This window comes from Microvenator marinus (assembly GCF_007993755.1).
Classification (GTDB): domain Bacteria; phylum Myxococcota_A; class Bradymonadia; order Bradymonadales; family Bradymonadaceae; genus Allomicrovenator; species Allomicrovenator marinus.
Map to the genome: position 1 here is coordinate 109,630 of NZ_CP042467.1, position 18,459 is coordinate 128,088.

General features: G+C 55.3%; 13 protein-coding genes. 5 read left to right on the forward strand and 8 right to left on the reverse strand.

Annotation, left to right across the window (positions count from 1 at the left end; translation table 11 throughout):
• The 6 genes from FRD01_RS00440 to FRD01_RS00465 all read right to left on the reverse strand — a co-directional run bounded on the left by FRD01_RS00440 (position 1) and on the right by FRD01_RS00465 (position 6,437).
• Complete coding sequence (locus tag FRD01_RS00440; RefSeq protein WP_146956603.1) at positions 1-2,469, reverse strand: hypothetical protein; 2,469 nt, start codon at positions 2,467-2,469, stop codon at positions 1-3.
• Between the two features lie 89 nt (positions 2,470-2,558).
• Complete coding sequence (locus tag FRD01_RS00445) at positions 2,559-2,897, reverse strand: hypothetical protein (RefSeq protein WP_146956605.1); 339 nt, start codon at positions 2,895-2,897, stop codon at positions 2,559-2,561.
• Between the two features lie 37 nt (positions 2,898-2,934).
• Positions 2,935-4,065 carry a pentapeptide repeat-containing protein gene (locus FRD01_RS00450; protein WP_249755882.1) on the reverse strand — a complete coding sequence of 377 codons (1,131 nt, stop codon included), beginning with the start codon at positions 4,063-4,065 and terminating at the stop codon, positions 2,935-2,937.
• Positions 4,046-5,125 (reverse strand): hypothetical protein, encoded by a 1,080-nt coding sequence (locus FRD01_RS00455; RefSeq protein WP_249755883.1) that lies wholly within the window; start codon positions 5,123-5,125, stop codon positions 4,046-4,048. Before FRD01_RS00455 ends, FRD01_RS00450 begins: the two co-directional genes overlap by 20 nt.
• 65 nt (positions 5,126-5,190) lie before the next feature.
• Positions 5,191-5,592 (reverse strand): hypothetical protein, encoded by a 402-nt coding sequence (locus FRD01_RS00460; protein WP_146956611.1) that lies wholly within the window; start codon positions 5,590-5,592, stop codon positions 5,191-5,193.
• A 383-nt stretch (positions 5,593-5,975) separates the two neighbouring features.
• Positions 5,976-6,437 (reverse strand): 23S rRNA (pseudouridine(1915)-N(3))-methyltransferase RlmH, encoded by a 462-nt coding sequence (locus FRD01_RS00465; RefSeq protein ID WP_249755884.1) that lies wholly within the window; start codon positions 6,435-6,437, stop codon positions 5,976-5,978.
• A gap of 63 nt (positions 6,438-6,500) precedes the next feature.
• Between FRD01_RS00465 and FRD01_RS00470 the strand changes: the two genes are divergently transcribed.
• Complete coding sequence (locus FRD01_RS00470) at positions 6,501-7,172, forward strand: ComF family protein (RefSeq protein WP_146956614.1); 672 nt, start codon at positions 6,501-6,503, stop codon at positions 7,170-7,172.
• Here the strand turns inward: FRD01_RS00470 and FRD01_RS00475 are convergent.
• Both FRD01_RS00475 and FRD01_RS00480 read right to left on the reverse strand, forming a co-directional pair.
• Entirely contained in the window at positions 7,165-8,037 is an 873-nt protein-coding gene (locus FRD01_RS00475; protein WP_249755885.1) for a BtpA/SgcQ family protein, read from the reverse strand. The genes FRD01_RS00470 and FRD01_RS00475 overlap by 8 nt on opposite strands.
• Positions 7,976-9,154: a tetratricopeptide repeat protein gene (locus FRD01_RS00480; protein WP_146956618.1), complete on the reverse strand. Its 1,179-nt coding sequence runs from the start codon at positions 9,152-9,154 to the stop codon at positions 7,976-7,978. The genes FRD01_RS00475 and FRD01_RS00480 overlap by 62 nt, the downstream gene beginning before the upstream one ends.
• Before the next feature lie 107 nt (positions 9,155-9,261).
• On the opposite strand from FRD01_RS00480, the gene FRD01_RS00485 reads away from it, so the two are divergent.
• The 4 genes from FRD01_RS00485 to FRD01_RS00500 all read left to right on the forward strand — a co-directional run bounded on the left by FRD01_RS00485 (position 9,262) and on the right by FRD01_RS00500 (position 18,405).
• Complete coding sequence (locus FRD01_RS00485) at positions 9,262-11,094, forward strand: ABCB family ABC transporter ATP-binding protein/permease (RefSeq protein ID WP_146956619.1); 1,833 nt, start codon at positions 9,262-9,264, stop codon at positions 11,092-11,094.
• A 78-nt stretch (positions 11,095-11,172) separates the two neighbouring features.
• Positions 11,173-14,643 (forward strand): VIT domain-containing protein, encoded by a 3,471-nt coding sequence (locus FRD01_RS00490; RefSeq protein WP_249755886.1) that lies wholly within the window; start codon positions 11,173-11,175, stop codon positions 14,641-14,643.
• A gap of 58 nt (positions 14,644-14,701) precedes the next feature.
• The gene (locus FRD01_RS00495; RefSeq protein WP_146956622.1) at positions 14,702-16,129 is read left to right on the forward strand and encodes an FAD binding domain-containing protein; all 1,428 of its coding nucleotides are present in this window, start codon (positions 14,702-14,704) and stop codon (positions 16,127-16,129) included.
• On the forward strand, positions 16,126-18,405 hold the full coding sequence (locus tag FRD01_RS00500; RefSeq protein ID WP_146956624.1) for a xanthine dehydrogenase molybdopterin binding subunit: 2,280 nt from the start codon (positions 16,126-16,128) through the stop codon (positions 18,403-18,405). The genes FRD01_RS00495 and FRD01_RS00500 overlap by 4 nt, the downstream gene beginning before the upstream one ends.
• Positions 18,406-18,459 lie beyond the last annotated feature (54 nt).

An 18,459-nucleotide genomic window follows, 5' to 3' on the forward strand; every position in this document is an offset into this window, starting at 1 on the left:
TTAGAGGCAGACTCCATTTTGGCAAATGTACTTTTGTTCTTGAGGGCAATCGGCGTCCGTGACGCAGCCTCGAACGCTGTTCTCCCAACGCAGATAAGGGATGACGATACGGTCCGCGGTCTGCGGTGGATTCGGCCCGTTGAAGTTCACGCGGTTGACGATGGCGTCGTAGTCCCAGCCATCGGCGCGGCTTCTATCCGGGCTCAAGATGGTCTGAGTAGAAGCTTGTCCAACCTTCACATTGATGCTCGGAGGTACTGGAACACCGCGTAAACGAAGTCCGCTGGCCAGTCCGACAGACGCGGAAGCAATCTGCTCTAGCGTTGACGTGAGATCAGCTTGACAGATGTTGCCCGCGAGCCCACCAGTGCGGTTTACCACGCGGTCAATACCAGCGGCTGCTTCAGAGGCGATGGTACAAGGCGTGCCGGGAATCCAGTAAATTCCGAAGATGGTCGCGTTGATGCCTGGACGAAGGAAATAGTCGATAAATGGTTGAACGTGTGGGTCCATGGCGTTTGGATCCCAGCCCGGCTCGGTGGACGGGTCGCTCGGTGGCTCCCCTGCTTGTCCTGCGTCTCTCCAGCCCATACGAGCTTGGAAGTGGTCGTCAAACTCATCGGTGACCGAAATCAAGATGGTCGCGGCATCGGGCCGAAGCTTGGTATTGTCGGTATCGGAGCGGGGCAGAGCTCGGTCAATCGCGGCCGCGCCCATGGTCAGGGTGTGTTCGCCGGCAATCCTCAAGCCCACTGAGCTTGGGTCGAGCTCGTCCACGCAATCTTTGAACTTTTGAACGTCATTGGTGAAGTTCGCGCCGTTCTTGTCACAGAGCTTTCCATTGGGGAGCACGTACTGGAAATTTCCGAAAGGAATGGGTTGGCAGGAGGTTGCCCCGCCCATGGTCATCAAGTTTTTGACGTCCTGAGAGATGGTCGGGTCGGTCGCGAGCTTATCGCATGAGCCTGAGGCCACGGCGATGCGCCAGTCGATGTTCGACTGCTGCAGAATCTGAGCAAACTGGTCGGCGAAATTCTTCACGGCTTCAATTTCTTCACTCATGGAGCCGGAGCCGTCCAAAAGCCAGATGAAGTCGACCTTTGCCTGAGAAGTCACGCGATAAGAGACGCAGTCCGCCTCAAGGGTGTCACCCACCCCCGCGATACCAGTACCCCCTGCGATATCGTCCACGCGAATGGCCCCAGGTGCCGTATCGGTGTTGTAAAGGCTTTCTGGAATGACTGAGAGCGCCACAATGGCAGATGCCGGACGCTTCACCACTTGGAACACGGCCAGCGAACGATCGGTAGAAGCAGCCGGGGTGAAATTACCCTGAACGTTGGGGTTGAGTGTGGTTCCCGCGAGACGGCTCAGAATAGCGTTTCTAGCCGTGTCAGCCTGCAGACCACCTGGCAGTTCTACCACGCCTCCTGCGATGGCCTGGTGTCCGTCGTGAGTAAGGATGCGTCGGCCGCTTGTGCGCACGGTTGAGCCTGCATAAGCGTTGCGAATCTGCTGTGTCACCCAGGCTGCCGATTGTTCAGCCGTTGCTGCGTTTGGAGGCACGAATGAGCCTACAAGGCCCGCATATCCTGCAGGTGCGTCGTTGAATGCGTGCGCCGTAACACCCGGGATTGGGGTGCTTGTGAGGCCCGGCTCAAGGGCGATTTGGTAGTCCGCGGTATTGTTCGTGAGGAATAGGGGCTGGACTAGATTCGCCGTGTCTTCGGGCGTGCAATCCAGGTATTGAACTTCGTCATTGTCGGGTGTTCCGTCACCGTCAGTATCTGTCTTGCAAGGGTCGGACTCTATACCTGCACACTCTGCGGTGTATTGGCGGTTGACGCAGGTGCCGAGCTGGCCGTCGAGGTTCTCGTCCTCTAGATTGTCAGGCAGCCCGTCGCCGTCGGTATCCGTGGACGTTGGGTCCATGCAGCCGCTCGCGACCTCGTCACCGTCGGTGATGCCGTCGCCGTCTGAGTCAGGGTTGAGTGGGTCTAGGCCGCGCGCGACCTCATCGCCATCCTCAAGTCCGTCGCCATCTGTGTCCGCACTCCGAGGGTCCGTCTCGCCGGCATCAAATCGGCAGTTGCGGTTGACGTCTTCTTGCCCGTCAAGAAGTCCGTCTCCGTCCGTATCTGGGCGGGCCGGGTCAGTGCCGAGTTCGCATTCACACGAGTTCGTCAGGCCATCCAAATCACTGTCGATTCCAACAGCGCAGCGGTCTTCTTCGGAGACATCAGCAGGCATGTCTAGGAACGGATTGTCCGGCATATCGACGCCCGCATCGCCTTCGGTTCCGCCGTCCATGCCGCCTGGTCCGCCACCCGAACGAGCCACGCATTGGCCTGTAATCGGATTATACGATTCACCTGGAAGACACCCGGGCTCGGTGGTCTTATTGTCGTCTGAGCAACTAAGGATCGAGCTTGCGATGATTAGAGAAAATAGCTTTGATCTGAATTTCATGTGGCATCCAACGCGCAAAATGGTCTGAACACCTCTTTTTATGGGAAATCGCCCCGCGTTGCAAAGCTAAGTGGCACAATTTCCGTGCTTCAATCTTCACATGCCAAAACGGCCGGCTCCCAGTTGGGCCGGTCGGGTGCCCAATATGCCTCCTCCCAAAACTCAGGCGTGCACTCTTCAAAGCCTTTTTCAAGATAACGTTGAAACGCAACAAGTCGCTTGGGCGCATTGACACTGCATAGCGTGGTCCACTCGTGAACTACCAAAGGAGGAGGATCTTGCACGGGTCGTGTGTCTACGACGCGAGGCGATGCAGGGTCGAGGAGGCAGAGTCTATCTGGGTCATATTCGTAGGCGAGCACATCTTCGTCATCGACACAGGCCAGTGACGTAGCTGAAAGGATGGCCATGAAGAGGAGTTGTCGCATTGAATGGAGCCCAGAGGGGTTGAGTGCCTTGCAATCTCTACGGTTCAGGCTCGACATTGGGTGGACATTTTTCACGTTTGCTCGGGCTTCCATCCGGACAAATCGAGTTCCAGAATCGCACATCATCCAGTCGCGTTTTCTCAAGGTTCGCACCTTCCAAATTGGAGTGAGCAAAGATGGCATTTCGAAGGTCGGCACCCGTAAAGTCCACCCCTCGAAGGTCCACACCACCGAAAGTTGCTCGAAACAAGCTTGCACCCCGGAGGTCGAGACCATGCAAGTCTTCCGATTGGATGTGGTGGACCGTGCTGACCGTTCGTACTGGCGTGGCCTTCGTGTGGGAGCGAATCCGTGTACTGAGTGCAGGTGCTTGGTCAAGGAATCCATTTCTCGCCATGAAATGTCTGACCTGACGTAGGTCGCCACCGCCGTAGAAGATGTCCTGCGGACCTTGGGCAGGGTCTAAAACGAGCAGTGTTGGAACGGCCGGAACTAATCCAAAGGATGTGGCCAAGTCCTTATCTTTGAACCCATCTACAAAGTAGATATGCTTCTGTGCGGCCTCTGGGAGCCTCGATAGAAGGTCGTGCATGCGCGACGCTGCCATGCACTCAGAACTCCCAAAAAACACGACGTGTTTGCCTTCTGGTTCTGCGTCTTTAAGTGATGGAAACTCGGCGAGGGTCGGAGAGTCAGAAAAGACGTCATGCTCAAACCCGTAGAAACTCGGCTGCCCAAGATTCAGAACCACTCCAGGGTAGTAGTCTTCCTCTCCAATCGGCGTTGGAATGAAGAGAAAGGCACTGGGTAGGTTGGGTGCGTCGGGGACGTCTGCAATGGCGGCTTTGGAGCCAGGCTTTCGCAAGAACTTATCCGCGTGTTGTAGGAGAGGATCATCTCCCGGAAAAGTCTCGTTCGCCGCTTCGAGGAGGGTTAGCGCATAGGTTCCTTCAATCTCGACAATCGGAGTGTCCTTAAAACTTGTCCCTTTAGTCTTATCGTAAGCGTAGAGAACCCCGATCAGATTGTTTCCGAAGTCTTCTTCGTAGGCGACCTCATCCGTGTCGGCTTCGGGAGGCGCCGAGTTGTTGGGAGAGGGTGGAGCTGATGAGCAGTTTGCGAGCACCAGCATCAGCAGGAGCGTTTGACTAGAGTGGACAATCCGCAAGTTGAATCTCGGCGACGGGCGAAGACGTGTATGGGAGAAGAGGATAGTCAAGTACCTCTTCGGTGGCATAAAGAATTTGGTCTCCTGCCAAAGTAGACCGGAAGTCAGTGGGCGGATTACTACCCACAAAAGGGATAACACCGAGGCAAGTCATAGTCGTGGAGGTCGCGTCGAAAACAAGCGTGAACGTTCCAAGAAAATTCCTGTATGGAATCGCCACCCAATCGTCGTTGGCGTAAACACTTGATCCGCCAGTCTGATTGTCGCCGAATTGAGCCGAGACTTCCCACGTGTCCGCTAACTCAAACGGGTTCCGGGAATATACGTAAAGTCTACTTTCCTTCGGAGTGCCTACAGCTATGGGCATGTAGATGAAATCTTCAGAAGCCTGGATACCCTGACTATTACCTTCAATCGAGTCCGAGACTCCGACGAGAAGGTCATCCTCAGTATCAGCCAATAGATTCCACACCAAGACTTGCTTAAAGCCGGGTTGGGGAGCGATCTGCTCGTAGAGAGTGTCATCGCGCAAGACGTAACTGGCGGGGGCCACTCCGATTTGCGGATATTCTGCGAGGTAAGAAGCCCTAGAAATAGTGCGAGTGACGCGCAAATCCAAAAGGGTCTCTTCTACGACCAGGAGTCGTTCTCGGCAGGCCAAGAGCAACTTCTCGCCGTAACTCAACACTCGTTGGCAATCTGGCTCGGGAAGAACCTTTGAGGGGACAATTGTTGCGGGATTCTCATAGTATTCCAAGTTCAACGTTTCAGATTGCCTTACGAGTGCATATCCCGACTTGTAGGCGACGATTGAGCGGACATACGTATCGCGACGCAATTCGGTTACCTCAAATCGTTCGCCTTCAATTCCGACCAATGTGCCTAAGCCATCGTCATAGGAAACCCAGCGCCTATCTGAAAGTAGGACAGGGGGCTGAGACAAAACGACCGTGATAGGGTCAGGACCCATCTCCACATCCGCGTCACTATCTAGGTAGGAGTCATTTCCTTCGTCCAAGATAGGCATATCGTCACTTGAGTCATGGATGCCGAAATCCACTGCCGGTTCGACTGGTGACGAGCAAGAACACCAGCACAATGCGAGCAAAGACAAAAGCAAGTTCTTCATTGGCAAAGATGTCCGAAATTGGTTTCGCATGCTTCAAGTTGACCAATGAACGGTTCACCGTAGTCGAGATCGCAGGACGCCTCGCTCACCGTGTGGGACACTACGATGTGAAAGATGTCGGTACCCGAGAGATGAACAGCTTGAGCGGTCCCGTAAACTTCGTGGCTTTCCCACCATACGGGGGTGCTGTTGACATCATAGGCTGTGAAATTGAAAGAGCCTCCCCCTGTCAGCACGAATCGTACTTCGTTCGCTGGTTGCGGCAATTCAATCACGGTAACTTGGCCTGGAATGTAGATAGCGTTGCCAATATTGGTGAGGTTATGGATCTGGTACTGCCCCGCCCCGCTTAGAATTTCGAAATAGAAGCCATTAGGCGAAAGGTAAGGATTACCCACATTTATATACGATGAAACAGGGTAGGAACTGAAGTCTTCCTCAATGCAAGACCTCTCCAATAGATCACAGACTCCCTCGTCTGGAAATGCGTTGGCCAGCCCGGAATTCGCGCAGATTGCCACGAGCACTAGGGTAGCCAGCAAAGTTCTGTTCTGTTCTGTTCATGTCCGCCTCCAAGGCTTTGGGTGAGTTGAGAGAATAGCACTTCGAAAGATTCGATCAAGAGCGAAGTGATATTTTGTGAGTGCAATGCCACGTTTCCGAAGACCGGTCGCCGATTATCTTGGGTAACTCTGAGCATTAGCCAGTAACGCACTTCCTGGCGTTTAGAGAGGCGAATGGATTTAAGCCGCGAACGGAATGCTACGTGCCAGCGATCCCTCTAGTCCTTGTGGTAGGGCTCTCCACGGATGATCGTAAACGCTCGATAAATCTGCTCAAAGAGGATGGTGCGGGCCATTTCGTGAGGAAGTGTCATTTTTGAGAGTGAAAGTCGTTTTTGAGACTGCTCCATGAGCTCCGGGTCGAGGCCTGCAGCCCCGCCGATCATAAAATAGATGTATCGAGTGCCATGAATCATGTGTGTTTCGATGAACTTGGAGAAGGCCTCACTTGTCATTTCTTCACCACGCTCATCCATCGAAATGAGGATGGAGTCCGGCGAGATACCCTGGGTGAGGTTTGCGGCCTCTTGGGCCTTGATTTCCTCGATTCTGCCGCTGCCTTCGCGAACTTCTTCGGCGACTACACTCAGGTAGTGGTTGGACCGTTTCAGGTACTCTTCCGAGAGTTGTTTGAGGCGTTTGTCTTTCGTCTTACCTACGCTGCGCACAACAATTTTCACTTTGACACCACCTTTTTTCGCAACACTTCGAAAAATCGTCCGATAACATAATCAGGAGATTTTATGTTCGATCTGGTTTTTCCACATATGTGCGGGGCGTGTCGAGAGTTTATCAAGGCGGCCGGCATCTGTAAGATTTGTAAGAATGCTCTCTTTGAACTCGGCGGCGGATGCGAAGTGTGTCTTGAGGCCTTGGACGAAGAAGGGCGTTGCGCAAATTGCGAGACGCGGCCTCCGGTTTTCAAAAGGCTCTTGGCGGCGTGGGAATACGACGGTGTGGCTGTGGAGGTATTGTTGCGCACAAAATCGAGTGGGGACCTGACCGACCTGAAGTCCCTTGTGGCCGAATTCAAACGCACAGACGCCTGCCGGACCGCGCTTGGGTTGGGTTTCCATGTGGCGCCAGTCCCGGCGTTGGACGCCAAGGTTCGAAAAGATGGCTTTGAACTCACCACTCAAATCGCCAAATGGTGCGGCTTTAAGGCCCGATGGCCCTTGAAGAAAGTGAGAGACACCTTGGCCCAAAAGGGGCTCGACCGCGGTGAGCGCGAACTCAATGTAGTAGGCGCATTCGAGTCAAAGCCGGTTTCAGGGTCATGGCTTCTCCTCGATGACGTGGTGACCACGGGTGCAACCATGAACTCGGCGGCTCAGGCGCTTTTGGACGCAGGTGCTACCGAAGTCTTCGGACTCTCCCTGGCCCGCACCATCAACTTAAAGGAAGGAGCTATCTGAAGAATGCGGCGAGCGCCTTGACTCGCGCGGGATCCACTGGGTTGCGCGTGATGCCGTCAACTTTGAGCGCGGTCCCGACGATGGCGCCATCGCATTCAGCCAAGAGCTCGGCCGCGTTCTCCAGAGTTAGGCCCGAACCAATGAGCACCGGAGCTGAAGCTGCTCCAGATTTCGCGGCTCGAAGCACGTCCAAGGACACCGGAGCCCCAGTTCCGTGGCCGGATACGATGAGGGCGTCAGCGAGACCTCTGCCTACGCATTCTTCGGCAGCCCTCGCGGGGTCCGTCTCTCCAAGGGGAACTGAGTGTTTAACCAGAATATCTGCCATGATCCCGATGTTGCCGCCCAATAGCTTTCTGTAGGTGAGCGTGTTTGCAGCGTCGGACTCGATGATCCCTTGGTCGGTGACGAACGAAGAGGCGTGGACGTTGACCCGGATGAAGTCTGCGCCAGAAGCCGAGGCCGCCCCAAGGGCAGATTTTGCATCATTTCTAAGACAGTTGATGCCGATCTTTAGCTCAGGAAATCCTTCCTTGGCGATATTCGCCAAGACGGCTAGCGCGGAGATCTGATGAGGTGGAGTGGGGTCTGAGGGCGTGCCCTTATGAAAGGGCACCGAGCCGAAGTTTTCGATGATGATGCCATCCACTCCCGAGTCGGCAAGGGCGTCGAGGTCGCGCAACGCCGCATCAAATGCCGCTTTGCGGGTGGTTCCGAGCGCGTCGCCCGGAAGTGCAGGTACATGGATGACACCAATAATTCTCTTTTTTGTGGGCTCAAAAATCTGGATCACGAGTGGCTCTCTAGTGTTGGTTCGAAAGGGCGTCAGCCTGTGCGCGAAGAGCTTTGGCTTGAGTTGCTTCACCTGCTTCTTCCAAGATATCCGCTGCGACACGTTGGGCGTCGACCAGCTGACTCGGGTCCACCGCGTCTAGTGCTTCTGCGCAGATGCGCACGGCTTTCGGTGCCTCGGCCTTTTTGACGGCCAACCGGGCGCGCGCCAAATCGGTCCAAGTGGAAGAGATTCCGCGGGCTCGCTTCATCTCCGATGCGGCGTCGAGGAGCGGTTCTGCTTGAGTCAGTTCACCATCTTCAAGAAACGCGTGGCCAAGCTCGTGAAAGAGCTCAATTCGGATGTGTTCTGGGACGTCTTCGGCGGAGTCGAGATCTTGGAGTGTTGCGATGAGCGTATCGAGGCCATCTTCGGCGTGTCCGGTTTGTCTTAGAAATTTGCCGAAGTCGAGGCGCGAATTGAGTTCAAGTGCTCTATCCAGACCTTGAGCCTTCTCAATCGCCGTTTCGTACGCCTCTTTGGCGATATCGAAATAGGGGCGGTCGGCGGGCTCAAAGCGTTGCATGGCGTCCCGAACCTCGGTCGCGTCCATGCCCAGAGCTTCGAGCTCGGTCATGAGTGAATCGAGCTCCGCACTCAAACTCTCGAGCGAAGCCATCTGGTTCGCCGCGCTCGCCAATCTGTACGACACAAAGGCGGTGGAGCGCGCGTCGCCGTTGGGGCCGATGAACTTCAACGTGCGCCGAAACACCTTTGTGGCCTCGGCAAACTGCCCGAGGCTCATGTGTGCCTCAGCCCACTGAAATGCGGGTGTTGCGCAGAACTCTGGCGCCATATCGCCTTCTTCCATCATGTTCACGGCGCGTTCAAAACAGCCAAGCGCCTCGCGGTAGTGGCCCATGCCCACAAGTGCCTCTCCGATTTTTCCCCACGAGTTCCCGATCCCACCTCGTGGCTCGCCGGCCCGTTCTTCATAGCGAATCATAAAGGTGTAGGCGTCTTTTGCGTCCTCGTATTCGAACCGTGCGATGCTCAAGTCTCCCAGGAACTCAAAGTACTTGGCGCGTTCTTTGTCCGTGAGCGAGTCGTTCGACGTGAGCTCCAACGATTCACGAATCGCTTGCGCCTCTTCGACCTGGCCATTTCTCAGGTGATTAAGGCCCACCTCGACAGCCTCGATGAATTCCATAACGACTCCTTGTAATTGGGGAACTCTTGCCCATTGCCAAGGCACTCGTCAAGGAGTCGAATTTCGAAGTATTGAAACTCAGGAACTCATGCGAGCATCAGGAGTCTATGGCAAAACGACGAGACCCCAACCCGAGAGAGAACGACCTGAAGAGCGATACTCCGTTCTTCAAGATGCTTTGGACCTTTGTTCCTTATCTTAAGGACCATTGGGTTCGGGCGGTTGTCTCTATCATCTTGCTCCTGAGCGTGAAGGGCGCGACGGTTACGATTCCGCTGGTCCTCAAGGAGATCGTTGATTACCTCGATGCCGGAGATGCCGCGCTCGTGGCGATTCCACTGGGGATGCTCTTGGCCTACGGGGGACTTCGCGCGGCTTCTACGGTCTTCAAAGAGCTGCAAACTGTGGTGTTCGCGAGGGTTCGCTACGGACTCTCCCGCTCGATCTCAGCTGCGCTTTTGAGGCATCTGCACGCGCTCTCGTTGCGATATCACCTGGAAAGAAAGACTGGCTCGCTCACTCGAGATATCGACCGCGGAACCAACAGCATTAGCAATTTGTTGAACTATCTCGTGTTCAATATCTTTCCGACCATCGTGGAAGTCTTGATGGTCACAAGCATCCTCCTGGCCAACTACAGTCTTGGTTTTGCACTGATTATTCTCGTGTCTTTTATTGTCTATGTGATCTTCACACTAGTGGTTACCCGTTGGCGAATGCAGTTTCGCAGTGCCATGAACAATAAGGATTCCATCGCGAGCTCGTTCGCTATCGACAGCCTCCTAAATTTCGAGACCGTGAAGTATTTCGGGAACGAGCGATTCGAAATCGACAGATACACCCGAACCCTCAAAGAGTACGAGGATGCCAGTATCAAGTCTCAGGCCTCAATGTCCTTCTTAAATGGTGGGCAAGGTCTGATCATTGCGGCTGGTGTGACGGCGGTCATGTTGTTGGCCGCTTCCGAAGTGGCGAGTGGTCTAATGTCTATTGGCGACTTGGTGGCCGTCAATGCGTTCCTCTTGCAGATGTTTATGCCGCTCGGGTTCTTGGGCATGATCTATACGATTGTGAAGAATTCAGCCGCAGACATGGAGCGCATGTTCGTGATTCTGAACACCGAGCCTGAGATTAAAGATAGGCCCGGTGCTACAAGACTTAATGTTGAGCCGAATACCGCCGACGTGCGTTTTGAGTTGGTGAGCTTTCATTACGAGTCGGAGAGACCGATTCTCCACGACGTGAGCTTTGAGATTCCCGCCGGAAAGAAGGTGGCCATCGTCGGACCCAGCGGGTCTGGTAAATCTACGCTTGCCCGGCTTCTCTACAGATTTTACGACGTAAGCTCTGGGCGTATCACGATTAACGGTCAGGATATTCGCGACGTAGAACAAGAGAGCTTGCGCGATGCGATTGGAATCGTTCCGCAGGACACCGTGCTTTTCAACGACACGCTTCGCTACAATATTAAATATGGTCGGCTTGATGCGACAGATGATGAGATAGAGCGCGCGGCCGAGATGGCCTACTTGAAGGACTTCATCGCCTCGTTGCCGGACGGCTGGGACACGATAGTTGGGGAGCGTGGCCTGAAGCTTTCGGGCGGTGAGAAGCAACGCGTGGCGATTGCGCGCGCCATCTTGAAAGACCCCGAAATCCTGATTTTTGACGAAGCAACCTCTTCGTTGGACTCCGGTTCGGAGAACGCTATTTTGAAGGCGATGCGAGAGGTTTCTTCGGCGCGCACTACGCTCACCATCGCGCATAGGCTGAGTACGATTGTGGACTCGGACCAGATTGTCGTCTTGGAGTTCGGCCGTGTGGTGGAGAGGGGGACTCATCGTGAGTTGCTCGAGCTCAACGGCCATTATTCAAAGCTCTGGTCTCTACAACAAGCCGAAGACGTCGGGGCCGATTCCGAGCCCTATCACGCAGCTTAAACGACTAAATCGACATTTCAGCTAGATCCTTTTTCGTTCCCATGCGTTAGGTTGAGCATGAACGATAAGGAGTCATTGATGAAGATTCGATTGCTGAGTATTTTCGCAGTAGTTTTGGGGCTCTGCTCTCTTTCTTGCGACAAAGAGAAAGTATTGGAAACTGCTAAGCCGGTGGCCAATGCCCCTGAAATTCGCGCCGTTTTTATTGAAGGCGAAGCCGACGGACTTTCGATCAAAGTGGGAGATGAAACTCGCCCCTTGGACGCCACCGCGCCCGTGCCGGCTGGTGCCGTCATCGAAAGCACCACGCGGGCTCGACTCAGCGTTGGGCCAACGACCGTGGTGTTGGGAGAGGACTCAGCGGTTGAGGTCTACGACTCGGCATTTGAGCTCAAGATCCTGAAGGGAGAGGTCCTGGTTGAGGGAGAGGGCGCCGAGCCACTCGTGATTCACACTCCACATGCAGACTTCAGGGCAGAATTCTCAAAGGCGAACTTCCTCGTGCGGGCTGATGAGACTCTGGTGAGCGTCGCACGCGGAGAGCTAGGCGTGACTCACGGAGGCCAAACCCAGCTTGCGTTCGCAGGGCAGGAGGTTTCGGTCCGAGGCGGAGCTTCGAGCATTCTGTGGTCTTCGCAGATTGGCGAGAATGTGGGGTGGTCCGAGTTGGTTCGTCCCTCCGAGGAGCGCGTGTACACGAGCCTTCCGCGTGGGCTTGGAAAGCTTGTGGGGCGACCACCACTCTCGTCTAATGAGCGCGAGCTCGACATGGTTGGCCACGATGTAAGCGTGCGAATCGCCGGTAACGTGGCCTATACCGAGGTTCACGAGTCTTTTAAGAATCCAACCGGTGAGAGCCTCGAAGGCCTCTACCGCTTTCCACTTCCTCCCGATGCCCAGATATCGCGACTCGCCCTGAAGGTTGGAAACACCTGGATGGAAGGCGAGTTCCTTGAGACGGCGCGCGCTGAGCGAATCTGGCGGGATATCATCACGCCGAGACGCGATCCTGCGATCCTCAAATGGAAACAGGGCAATCAATTTGAACTTCGGATCTTCCCAATCCTTCCGGGCCAAATTCGTGAGGTCAAGATTGGCTATACACAAGAGCTGAAGCCGGCTGCAGAAGGCTATCGCTATGTGTATCCTATGGCGGCCGAAGAGGCTGCTGGTGTTTTGACTAAAGAGTTTGGCTTCGAAGCCAAACTTTTAGGTGTGGACGCGTCGGCTGCACTCGAGGTCTCGGGCTACCCGGCTGAGGTGCGACGAGGTGCAAGTGAAAGCGACCAAGCTACGGCCATAGTCTCCTACGATGCCAAAGACTTTAGGCCGAGTGGGGACTTCGTCATCCGCTACACGGGTGGCGCGGATTCCCAGGCACTGAGGTCTGACGTTGGTGCGATTCGTACCTGGTCATTCACGAGTGATAAGACGCCTAAGTCGGAGCCGTCTACCTTTGTGTTAAGCGCGATTCGGCCGGTCTTTGAGACGCCCGGCACGCGCTCGAGTCGCGATTTCGTGATCGTGGCCGATACATCCTATTCGCGCCGGGGTTTAGTCGCCGAGCTGCAAACTGAGCTCGTTCAGAAATTGGTCGAAGAGATGGACCCTCGTGATCGCGTGAGTGCGATGGCGTGCTCGGTACGATGCGTGCCGCTCTCTACTCCCGAGTTCACCCTTGCGTCGACGGCCCGTGCACTGGCCCTTGGCGACGCCCTTGGAAAGATGGAAGCCGCTGGAACCTACAACGCGCTTGAAGGTGTTGAGGTTGCTTCACGCCTTTTTGCGGCTCGGTCTGGAGAGGATTCAAAGCGTGAAACTCATGTGATCGTTCTCACCGACGGTCAGGTGAGCGCAGGATGGTTGAATCCGTCGAAGATCAAATCAGAGGCTTCGAGTCTCCTCGAGTCCGTTAGCGCGCGGGTTAGCGTTGTGGACTTCGGAGGGGACTCCGATGCGTTGGTGCTCGAGGCCATTGCTTCGGCCGGCAAAGGAAGTGTGATCGCTCTTGACCCCATGCTTCCCAGGGCGTCCCAGGCTCTCAACATTCTCAGTCTTCACTACGGGCAAGTCCTAAGGGACGTGGAGATTTTGCTTCCGGATGGCCTGCAAATGCAGACCGAGACTCGAAAAGGTGCATTACTGAGTGGGGATGAATTGGTAGTAGCGTCGCGCACAATGGAGCCAGGCCTGGAAGGTGTTGTTGAGATCCGTGGAACTCTTGGAGATAATCCTTGGAAGGGGACTTTTCCGCTCAAAGTAGAGCCGAGTTCAAAATTCGGGTTTGTTCCGAGGGCGTGGGCTAGTCATAGGATTGCGCAACTAGAGCTAGGCGAAGAGGATGCGCGTTCCGAGATTATCCGCACCTCGATTCGCTATGGAGTCTTGTCGCGCTACACCGCTCTCCTTGCGCTCGAAGATAGGGCGATGATGGATGAGTTCGGCGTCAAGGCTCGCCAGCGCGACGATTGGCGCGGCGAAGAGGTGGAGGCCGAAGTCAGTGAGGGAGACATGCTTGCAGATTCGGGCGCCAAAGACGCCGAGGCTCCGATGGCTGCGCCAGCACCAGCGAAGAGTGGGCGCGCCATGGCTCCTCAGAAGTCTATGAGTCTGGACTCGTTGGGTGGCGCCGAAATGGATTTCAAGGAGCCCCCGATGGAACGCCGTAGTGCTCGAAGGAGACCAATGTATCCGGTTCGCGTTCCGGTCGTTGAACACACCGTGACTGAAGGTGTGTCGGAGAGTTTGGTGGAGAGTGCGAAAAGAAGATTGGACTCACTTCGCAGAAGACTCGACCGTGAGCCCGAAAACCGTACATACATGATGCGCTACATCCGCGGTCTGGTTAGGGCACACGAGCATGAGCAAGCCAAAGAGTGGACTGAGAAATGGTTGGCGACAAATTCCTCGGACCCCGAGGCACTCGTTCAGAAAGCTCAACTTCTCTCGCACGAGGGCCGCTTTGATGAGGCCATGATGCACCTTGCTTCAGCTGCCGATTCCGCGGCTCGTGGGACCTGGATTCAAGAGCGAATCCACAAGGCTTACGCGTCGATTGGAGAAGCTGCGCTGGCTTGTCAGCACGAGGCGTCTTGGGCCGAAGCTCGAAACAAGGCGTTCGACAAAAAGTGCGAATTAGCAAGTGACACCACTCTTTTTGGTCTCTCACAGGCGAGCCTCTCAGCTGAAACTACGACCGTGAATCTCAAGGGCGGACAAATCGAGATTGAGCTCGAATGGCAAGGGCCCGCTCGGCATCATATCCTTCTGGTTGAGCCAGATGGGCGCACGCTATCTGCGTTTTCGCAACGCAGAGGTTTGGTGGTTTCGCACGAAAAAGGGCGTGAGAAACTGGTGTTGCCCAGTAGCTATTCGGGGCAATTCCAGGTTCGAGTGGTTTCCGAAGCCGACGGCGGAAGCGCAAAACTCAGCATCAAAGCTGGCGCGAATAAAAGGACTTACGAGATAGAGCCGAGTCGAGCCCAAGGCTGGGTAGCACAGGTTGCTCACGAAGTTAAATACCGCACCAGAGCACGCCCTTTTCGTTAAGGTTTGACGCGGGAGGGGGATTTCGGCCATATTCCTCCGGTCAAACCGGAGTGTGAGCATGGCAGTCGAATTTTGGGTCAATGATGAGTTGGTAGTCACCGAGGTGTCTGAAGGAAAGCTCCTTCTGGATTTCCTGCGAAAAGACCTCGCAAAAACAGGGACAAAAGAGGGCTGTAAAGAAGGCGATTGTGGTGCCTGCTCGGTGATGTTGGGCGAGCTCAAGGGCTCGGACGTTGACTACCGCGTGATGACCTCGTGCTTGATTCCGCTTGGAGAGGTGCACGGGAAACATGTCGTTACGGTGGAAGGCGTGGCACTAAGCCTCGACCAGCTCAACCCCGTTCAAGCTGCCATGGTGGAGCGAGGTGGCTCACAATGTGGCTATTGCACGCCGGGATTCATTGTCTCGATGACGTGGTGGATGTTGGGCGAAGCCGGCGCACCTACGTTGGACAGTGTTAAGCGCGCCGTCAGCGGCAATCTTTGCCGATGCACCGGCTACAACTCTATCAAACGCGCAGGTGAGGACCTGGTTGACCACTTCAGCGGTAAATACAAGGCTGCGTGGGAAAGCCCGAAGAGGCTGCAGAGTCTCGTGGAAGCGGGGCTTCTGCCGACGTACTTTTCTGAGGTCGCGGCTCGACTGAAGGCGATTCAACCCCAAAAAGCCGTTGTTCCACACGGTCAAGCTGACTTCTACATTGGAGGCGGCACGGATCTTTACGTGCAGCGCGGCGAAGAGATTCCTCAGTCCACGGTCACGATCCTGAATCGATACCCGCAGATGCGAGGGATTGAGTTCAAGGACGGCTATTTTGTGTTGGGAAGTCTCACCACGTTTGAGGAGTTCGCGCAGCATCCTGAGCTTCGCCGCGTGATTCCGAGCATGGACGAGTGGATATGGCTTATCGCCTCGTTGCATCTGCGAAACAGGGCCACGATTGCCGGCAATATCGTCAATGCTTCCCCCATTGGAGACATGTCGAACTTGCTCCTTGCCCTGGATGCCGAGTTGGTGATGGTGGCGGGAGATGCGGAACGTATCGTGCCACTCAAATCCTTCTACAAAGGATATAAAGTCTACGATAAGCGCCCCCACGAGATCATCACGCAGATTCGTTTCCCTGACCCCGATGGTGCGGTCATTCGTTTCGAAAAAGTTTCGAAGCGAAAGGCGCTCGATATCGCGTCCGTCAATTCTGGTGCCAAGCTGAAGGTGGAGAACGGTGTAGTGGTCGAGGCCAGCCTGAGTGCAGGCGGGGTGGCAGCCTATCCACTTTGGTTGAAAGATACGGGTGAGTTTTTGAGGGGTAAGGCGCTCAATCTCGAAAACGCTGCAGCCGCGCTTGAGATTGCCATGTCTGAGGTTTCGCCGATCTCCGATGTGCGTGGTTCGGCAGACTACAAACGACTCCTGACTCGCCAATTCTTAGTCGCCCACCTCGATGCACTTTCTGACGCCCCGCTCGCGGAGGAGTTGATATGACTCATTATGACGCACGACTTCACGTTCAAGGCCTCTCCACTTATGTGGACGATGTAGCCGCTCCACACGGCATGCTTCATGCCGCAGTCTTCTCTTCTCCAAAGGCCCACGGGAAGTTGCTGGGGGTCAACGATAGTGCCGCGAAAGAGCTTCCAGGCGTCAAGGCCATTCTCTACGCGGCGGACATCCCTGGTGAAAACCAAATCGGTGCGATTATTCCGGACGAAGTGCTTTTGGCGACGGATGAGGTGCATTTCATCGGACATCCAATTGCGTTGGTTATTGCGGACAGCCCGGAGCTTGCTCGGCATGCTTGCACGCTCATGAAGGCTGAAATCGAGGAGTTGCCGGCGGTTGTGTGCCCACGCGAGGCGTACAAAAAGGGGAATTTCATCGCGCCGCCTCGTACTTTCGCTATGGGCGATGTGGACCAGGCGTTCGCTGAATGCGACGTTGTGGTGGAAGGCGAGTGCGATATCGCGGGTCAAGAGCACCTCTATCTAGAAACTCAGCGAACGCGCGCGGTCTGGGGAGAGGGTGGAAGAATCGAAGTCTATTCGTCCACGCAGAGCCCATACGCCGTTCAGAAGGCAATCGCCAAAATCCTCGGACTACCCAACCATATGGTGGAGGTCGACGTTCGGCGCCTCGGTGGTGGGTTCGGCGGAAAAGAGGACCAGGCCACAGCGTGGGCCTGTCTGGCGGCCCTCGGTGCACAGATTCTGCGCCGTCCGGTCGAGCTTGTCTTGAACCGCGTAGATGACCTGAAGATGACCGGAAAGCGCCATCCGTATAAGGCCGATTTTAAGCTCGGGCTGAAGGCAGATGGGACGTTTATGGCCTATGAGGCGAGGCTTTACCAAAATTCTGGTGCGGCCGCCGATTTGTCGACTGCTGTGCTCGAGCGAAGCCTCTTTCACGCCACAAACTCCTACTTTTTCCCGAACACCCGAGTTGAGGCGGCCTGCTGCCGCACCAATATCCAGCCGCACACGGCGTTTAGGGGATTCGGTGGGCCACAGGGTATGTTCGTGGTTGAGGCGGCCATCGCCAAGGCTGCCGACGTGATGGGGCTTGCTCGCGAGGTTCTGCAGTATAAGAACCTTCTGAAAGAGGGCGAATCGTTGCCTTATGGTCAGAAGACCGAGGGCTGCCGAACTCATACGTCTTGGAATCGAGCGGTCGAAAAGTTTAACTGGTCCGGCATGAGGCGTGCCGCTGATACTTTCAACTCAGAGCACAAAACCAAAAAGAAGGGCCTTGCGATCATGCCGATATGTTTCGGGATTGCGTTCACCAAGACCTTCTTCAATCAGGCTTCTGCGCTGGTTCACGTCTACGGGGACGGCAGCGTAAGCGTCTCCACAGGGGGCGTGGAGATGGGGCAGGGCGTGAACTCGAAGATGATCGACATCGCGGCAAAGGAGTTTGGAATTTCTACGAGCCGCGTCAGGCTCGAGAGTACCAATACCACTCGAATTGCGAATATGTCTCCGAGCGCAGCGAGTGCAACCGCCGACCTCAATGGAAATGCAACAATCCTCGCGACTCAGGCGATTTTGAAGCGCCTCAAGCGCCTCGTGGCTCAGGAGCTAAGTGTTTCTGATGAGGAGCTGGAGTTCAAGGACGGCAAGGTTTGGCATCGTGAAGAGCCGACGGAATGGACGTGGGAAAAGGTGGTGGGGCACGCGTACTTCAACCGTGTTGGGCTCTCTGAACATGCGTTTTACGCGACCCCCAACATCTGGTTTGATGCCGAAAAAGAGAAGGGGCGGCCGTTTGCCTATCATGTCTACGGTACAGCGATCGTTGAGTCTGAAATTGACGTTTTGCGAGGCACTTATGACTTTACGTCCGTCAAGATCGTGCACGATCTCGGGCGAACGGTGAACGAGTTAGTTGACCTCGGCCAGATCGAGGGTGGGTTTGCGCAGGGAATTGGTTGGATGACACTCGAGGAGTTGGCGTATCATGAGGATGGGCGTCTGCTATCTCACGCGCTCTCCACCTACAAGGCGCCCGACGTCTACTTCATGCCTGACGACATGGAAATCGAGTGGCTCACGGAACCAGGGCCCACTGGTCCCTACGGCTCGAAGGCCGTTGGTGAACCCCCCTTGATGTATGGAATCGGGGCGTATTTCTCTTTGAGAGACGCCATGAGAGCGTTTCGAGAAGACGATTACGAGTTTAGGGCTCCAATGACGCCTGAACGAGTTCTTCTTGGGTTGCAGGGGCATCATTCGGAAGAACCGGCCGAGGCAAAGAGCGCGTAGGTGCGTCAATATGCCGCATTTACCTGGGTGTGGGCGTGCCTACTCTAAGAGAGT

What these genes read in the sequence shown, in the direction of transcription:
- FRD01_RS00440 (WP_146956603.1), bottom strand. Translation starts at nt 2,469, where the DNA reads ATGAAATTCAGATCAAAGCTATTTTCTCTAATCATCGCAAGCTCGATC.
- FRD01_RS00445 (WP_146956605.1), bottom strand. Translation starts at nt 2,897, where the DNA reads ATGCGACAACTCCTCTTCATGGCCATCCTTTCAGCTACGTCACTGGCC.
- FRD01_RS00470 (WP_146956614.1), top strand. Translation starts at nt 6,501, where the DNA reads ATGTTCGATCTGGTTTTTCCACATATGTGCGGGGCGTGTCGAGAGTTT.
- FRD01_RS00480 (WP_146956618.1), bottom strand. Translation starts at nt 9,154, where the DNA reads ATGGAATTCATCGAGGCTGTCGAGGTGGGCCTTAATCACCTGAGAAAT.
- FRD01_RS00485 (WP_146956619.1), top strand. Translation starts at nt 9,262, where the DNA reads ATGGCAAAACGACGAGACCCCAACCCGAGAGAGAACGACCTGAAGAGC.
- FRD01_RS00490 (WP_249755886.1), top strand. Translation starts at nt 11,173, where the DNA reads ATGAAGATTCGATTGCTGAGTATTTTCGCAGTAGTTTTGGGGCTCTGC.
- FRD01_RS00495 (WP_146956622.1), top strand. Translation starts at nt 14,702, where the DNA reads ATGGCAGTCGAATTTTGGGTCAATGATGAGTTGGTAGTCACCGAGGTG.
- FRD01_RS00500 (WP_146956624.1), top strand. Translation starts at nt 16,126, where the DNA reads ATGACTCATTATGACGCACGACTTCACGTTCAAGGCCTCTCCACTTAT.